The sequence below is a fragment of the Streptomyces sp. McG3 genome (genome assembly GCF_018619185.1).
In the GTDB taxonomy this organism is placed as follows: Bacteria; Actinomycetota; Actinomycetes; order Streptomycetales; family Streptomycetaceae; genus Streptomyces.
Genome location: NZ_JAAXYC010000426.1, coordinates 1 through 5,489, shown reverse-complemented (window position 1 = coordinate 5,489; position 5,489 = coordinate 1). Strand labels below are relative to the sequence as shown.

The window sequence follows — 5,489 nt, the reverse complement described above, 5'->3', positions numbered from 1 at the left end:
GGGCGGGACCGTCAGCCGGACGCCCTGCCGGATCCGGTCGCCGGGCAGGCCGTCGCCGGGGCCGTCGCCCAGTTGGTCCGGCTGCGCGCCGAGGGCCGCGGCGGGGAGGCACACGTGGTGCTCTGCGAGGTCGCGGCCTGGCCCGCGCCCCGGTTGCCGGTGCTCGCGGTGGCCCTGTACCGCGCCGGGCTCGCCGCCGACTGGACGACCCTGCTCTGGGAGGTGTCCTCGCTGCCGCCCGCCGGATTCGCCGCCGCGGCCGCCGCGCTGGCCGCCGCCGGGCGCGATGCGGACTGCGGGCTCCTGCTGCGCCAGGGCGTCGCCCGGCCCGCCGCCGAGGTGGCCGAGGCGGTGCTCGCCCTGGACGGCGCCGGCCGGGAGCGGGAGGCGCGGGACCTGCTGGGCGCCTTCGTCCGCGTACGCACTCCGCGGGAGGCCGCCGAGCTGGCCGGGACCGGTGGGACCCGGCTGCTGCCCCTGCTCCTGGCGGCGGCCCGCGAGGTGTCGGTGGAACGGGAGTGGGACCTGGTGCACGCGCTGCGGGTGGCGGGCGTGCCGGGGGTGTGAGCCCCCGCGGCGACCACCGGGGATCGGGGCCGTGTCCGTTGTGGACCGGTCGAGTGCGAAACATGATCGACTCCGCCGGTTCACGGCGATGGTCTTGCCCCGCCGGACGGAGGGGCTTACGTTCTCCATCCATGCACCGATCTACGTGCGTAGAGAACGCGTGCAGGCTCTCTGACGCCGCGTCGAAGGAGCAGCTCATGTCCCACGTCGTACGCGCCGCACTCGTCCAGGCGACCTGGACCGGCGACACCGAATCCATGATTGCCAAGCACGAGGAACACGCGCGCGAGGCCGCCCGGCAGGGGGCGAAGATCATCGGCTTCCAGGAGGTGTTCAACGCACCCTACTTCTGCCAGGTCCAGGAGCCCGAGCACTACCGCTGGGCCGAGCCGGTCCCCGACGGCCCGACCGTCCGGCGCATGCGGGACCTCGCCCGCGAGACCGGCATGGTGATCGTCGTCCCGGTCTTCGAGATCGAGCAGTCCGGCTTCTACTACAACACCGCTGCCGTGATCGACGCCGACGGCTCGTATCTCGGCAAGTACCGCAAGCACCACATCCCCCAGGTCAAGGGGTTCTGGGAGAAGTACTACTTCAAGCCCGGCAACGCCGGCTGGCCGGTCTTCGACACCGCGGTCGGCAAGGTCGGCGTCTACATCTGCTACGACCGGCACTTCCCCGAGGGCTGGCGGCAACTGGGCCTCGGAGGAGCGCAGTTGGTGTACAACCCGTCGGCCACCTCGCGCGGACTCTCCAGCCACCTCTGGCAGCTGGAGCAGCCCGCGTCCGCCGTCGCCAACGAGTACTTCGTCGCCGCGATCAACCGGGTCGGCCAGGAGGAGTACGGCGACAACGACTTCTACGGGACCAGCTACTTCGTCGACCCGCGCGGCCAGTTCGTCGGGGACGTCGCCAGCGACAAGGAAGAGGAACTCCTCGTCCGCGACCTGGACTTCGACCTGATCGAGGAAGTCCGGCAACAGTGGGCGTTCTACCGGGACCGACGGCCCGACGCCTACGACGGGCTGGTGGAGCCGTGAGCGGACTGCACGAGCGCCACCTCGCCGTCAGCCCCGCATGGCTCGCGCTCTACTACCGCCACCCCCTGGAGCTCACCCACGGCGAGGGCCGCCACGTCTGGGACGCGGACGGCAACCGCTACCTGGACTTCTTCGGCGGCATCCTCACCACGATGACCGCCCACGCCCTGCCCGAGGTGACCAAGGCGGTCGCCGAACAGGCCGGGCGGATCATCCACTCCTCCACCCTCTACCTCAACCGCCCCATGGTGGAGATGGCCGAGCGGATCGCCACCCTCTCCGGCATCCCCGACGCCCGGGTCTTCTTCACCACCTCGGGCACCGAGGCCAACGACACCGCGCTGCTGCTCGCCACCGCGTACCGCCGCTCCAACCAGATCCTCGCGATGCGCAACAGCTACCACGGCCGGTCGTTCTCCACGGTCTCCATCACCGGCAACCAGGCCTGGTCGCCCACGAGTCTGTCCCCGCTCCAGACCCTGTACGTCCACGGCGGCGTCCGCAGTCGTGGCCCGTACGCCGAGCTGAGCGACGAGCGGTTCATCCAGGCGTGCGTCGCCGACCTGGAGGACCTCCTCGGGCACACCCGCAACCCCGCGGCCCTGATCGCCGAACCCATCCAGGGCGTCGGCGGCTTCACCTCCCCGCCCGACGGACTCTTCGCCGCGTTCCGGGAGGTCCTGGGCCGGCACGGGGTGCTGTGGATCTCGGACGAGGTGCAGACCGGCTGGGGCCGTACCGGTGACCACTTCTGGGGCTGGCAGGCGCACGCCGAGCACGGGCCGCCGGACATCCTCACCTTCGCCAAGGGCATCGGCAACGGCATGTCGGTCGGGGGAGTGGTGGCCCGCGCCGAGGTGATGAACTGCCTCGACGCCAACTCCATCTCCACCTTCGGCGGTTCACCGATCACCATGGCCGCCTCGCTCGCCAACCTCTCGTACCTCCTGGAACACGACCTCCAGGGCAACGCGCGGCGCGTGGGCGGGCTCCTCATCGAACGGCTGCGGGGCATCGCCGCCGCCTCGCCCGCCGTGCGCGAGGTGCGCGGCCGGGGCCTGATGATCGGCATCGAGCTGGTGAGGCCCGGCACCGACGAGGCCGACCCCGAGGCCGCCGCGGCGGTCCTCGAAGCCGCCCGCGCGGGCGGGCTGCTGATCGGCAAGGGCGGCGGCCACAGCACCAGCGTCATCAGGATCGCCCCGCCGCTTACCCTGACCGTCGCCGAGGCCGAGGAAGGCGCGGCGATCCTCGCGGACGCCCTGCACGCGGCGGGCTGACCCCCGCCAGGCGGGGCCCGTACGTATACGAACCGCGCGGGGCCGCCCCGGCCGCAGGCCCGAGGGCCGGTGGGGGCGCCCCGCACTGAGGAGGTACCCATGAGCCGCACCGTCATCCACGGTGGCCTGGTCATCACCGCGTCCGACGAGATCCACGCCGACGTGCTCGTCGAGGGCGGCCGGATCGCCGCCCTCGCCGCCCACGGAACCGAGGCCGCCGAGAGCTGGAGCGCCGACCGGCGGATCGACGCGACGGGCAAGTACGTCATCCCGGGCGGTGTCGACGGGCACACCCACATGGAGATGCCGTTCGGCGGGACGTACGCCGCCGACACCTTCGAGACCGGCACCCGGGCCGCCGCCTGGGGCGGCACCACCACCATCGTCGACTTCGCGATCCAGACCGTGGGCCGCTCCCTGCGCGAAGGGCTCGACGCCTGGTACGCCAAGGCCGACGGCAACTGCGCCATCGACTACGCCTTCCACATGATCCTCGCGGACGTGAACCCCTCCTCGCTCAAGGAGATGGACCTCCTCGTCTCCGAAGGGGTCACCTCCTTCAAGCTGTTCATGGCCTACCCCGGGGTCTTCTACAGCGACGACGGCCAGATCCTGCGCGCCATGCAGCGGGCCGCCGGCAACGGCGGACTGATCATGATGCACGCGGAGAACGGCATCGCCATCGACGTCCTCGTCGAGCAGGCCCTCGCCGCCGGCCACACCGACCCCCGCTACCACGGGGACGTCCGCAAGGTCGCCCTGGAGGCCGAGGCCACCCACCGGGCCGTCCAGCTCGCCCGGGTCGCCGGATCCCCCCTCTACGTCGTCCACGTCTCCGCCGACGAGGCCGTGGAGGAGATCGCCGCCGCCCGGCACAAGGGCCTCCCCGTCTTCGGCGAGACCTGCCCGCAGTATCTGTTCCTCTCCACCGACAACCTCGCCGAGCCGGACTTCGAGGGCGCCAAGTACGTCTGCTCCACCCCGCTGCGCCCCAAGGAACACCAGGAAGCCCTGTGGCGGGGCCTGCGCACCAACGAACTCCAGGTCGTCTCCACCGACCACTGTCCCTTCTGTTTCTCGGGGCAGAAGGAGATGGGCCGCGGCGACTTCTCCAAGATCCCCAACGGCATGCCGGGCGTCGAGCACCGCATGGACCTGCTGCACCAGGCCGTCGTGGACGGGCACATCACCCGCCGCCGCTGGATCGAGATCGCCTGCGCCTCCCCGGCCCGGATGTTCGGCCTCTACCCGAAGAAGGGCACCATCGCCCCGGGCGCCGACGCCGACATCGTCATCTACGACCCGGCCGCCGAGCAGACCCTCTCCGCCGAGACCCACCACATGAACGTCGACTACTCCGCGTACGAGGGCAAACGCATCACCGGCCAGGTCGAGACCGTGCTCTCGCGCGGCGAACTCGTCATCGACGGACGGACGTTCCTCGGCCGCGCCGGACACGGCATGTACACCCCCCGCGCCACCTGTCAGTACCTGGACTAGGAGATCCCGCCATGGACTTCGGACTCGTCCTCCAGACGGACCCGCCCGCCTCCGCCGTCGTCGGCCTGATGCGCCGCGCCGAGCGCAACGGCTTCCGCTACGGCTGGACCTTCGACTCGGCGGTGCTCTGGCAGGAGCCGTTCGTCATCTACAGCCGCATCCTGGAGCACACGGAGAAGCTGACCGTGGGCCCGATGGTCACCAACCCCGGCACCCGCACCTGGGAGGTCACCGCCTCCACCTTCGCCACCCTCAACGACATGTACGGCAACCGCACCGTCTGCGGCATCGGGCGCGGCGACTCCGCGATGCGCGTCGCGGGCCGCAAGCCCAACACCCTGGCCCGGCTCGGCGAGGCCATCGACGTCATCCGCGACCTCGCCGAGGGCCGGGAGGCGACGGTCGACGGCCAGCCGGTGCAGCTCCCCTGGGTGAAGAACGGACGGCTGCCGGTGTGGATGGCGGCGTACGGGCCCAAGGCCCTGGCCCTGGCCGGGCAGAAGGCCGACGGCTTCATCCTCCAGCTCGCCGACCCCTTCCTCACCGAGTGGATGATCAAGGCGGTACGGGACGCGGCCTCCGACGCCGGACGGGACCCGGACTCCGTCACCATCTGCGTCGCCGCCCCCGCCTACGTCGGCGACGACCTCGACCACGCCCGGGAGCAGTGCCGCTGGTTCGGCGGGATGGTCGGCAACCACGTGGCGGACCTGGTCGCCCGCTACGGCGAGCACTCCGGCCTGGTGCCGGAGGCGCTCACCGCGTACATCGCCGGACGCTCCGGCTACGACTACAGCCACCACGGCCGCACCGGCAATCCGGACACCGCCTTCGTCCCGGACGAGATCGTCGACCGGTTCTGTCTGCTCGGTCCCGCCGAGGCGCACATCGAGAAGCTCCAGATGCTGCGGGACATGGGCGTCGACCAGTTCGCGCTGTACAACATGCACGACGCCCGGGAGGCGACCATCGACGCCTACGGGGCCGAGATCATCCCGGCCCTGACCGCGTGACCGCGTGACCGCGTGACCTTCCCCCTCGCCGTCCGCACGCGCACCGCCCGCACCGCCCCGCACGGCACCGCTCCCGAGCGAAGGGCCCG

Annotated in this window: 4 protein-coding genes and 1 pseudogene; all 5 read left to right on the top strand. The window is 71.5% G+C overall.

Annotation, left to right across the window (positions count from 1 at the left end; translation table 11 throughout):
- Positions 1 to 567: pseudogene (locus HET64_RS36100) on the top strand (hypothetical protein); the annotation flags it as partial.
- A gap of 197 nt (positions 568 to 764) precedes the next feature.
- A complete protein-coding gene (locus HET64_RS36095) occupies positions 765 to 1,607 on the top strand; it encodes a nitrilase-related carbon-nitrogen hydrolase (RefSeq protein ID WP_018961446.1) in 843 nt (280 codons plus the stop codon).
- A complete protein-coding gene (locus tag HET64_RS36090; RefSeq protein ID WP_215111463.1) occupies positions 1,604 to 2,887 on the top strand; it encodes an aspartate aminotransferase family protein in 1,284 nt (427 codons plus the stop codon). The genes HET64_RS36095 and HET64_RS36090 overlap by 4 nt, the downstream gene beginning before the upstream one ends.
- A 99-nt stretch (positions 2,888 to 2,986) precedes the next feature.
- A complete protein-coding gene (gene hydA, locus HET64_RS36085) occupies positions 2,987 to 4,387 on the top strand; it encodes a dihydropyrimidinase (RefSeq protein WP_215111462.1) in 1,401 nt (466 codons plus the stop codon).
- An 11-nt stretch (positions 4,388 to 4,398) separates the two neighbouring features.
- Positions 4,399 to 5,400: a TIGR03842 family LLM class F420-dependent oxidoreductase gene (locus tag HET64_RS36080; RefSeq protein WP_215111461.1), complete on the top strand. Its 1,002-nt coding sequence runs from the start codon at positions 4,399 to 4,401 to the stop codon at positions 5,398 to 5,400.
- The last annotated feature ends 89 nt before the right edge of the window (positions 5,401 to 5,489 follow it).

Bases quoted from the DNA above. Each gene is read 5' to 3' on its own strand.
- HET64_RS36095 (WP_018961446.1), top strand. From the start codon at position 765: ATGTCCCACGTCGTACGCGCCGCACTCGTCCAGGCGACCTGGACCGGC.
- hydA (WP_215111462.1), top strand. From the start codon at position 2,987: ATGAGCCGCACCGTCATCCACGGTGGCCTGGTCATCACCGCGTCCGAC.
- HET64_RS36080 (WP_215111461.1), top strand. From the start codon at position 4,399: ATGGACTTCGGACTCGTCCTCCAGACGGACCCGCCCGCCTCCGCCGTC.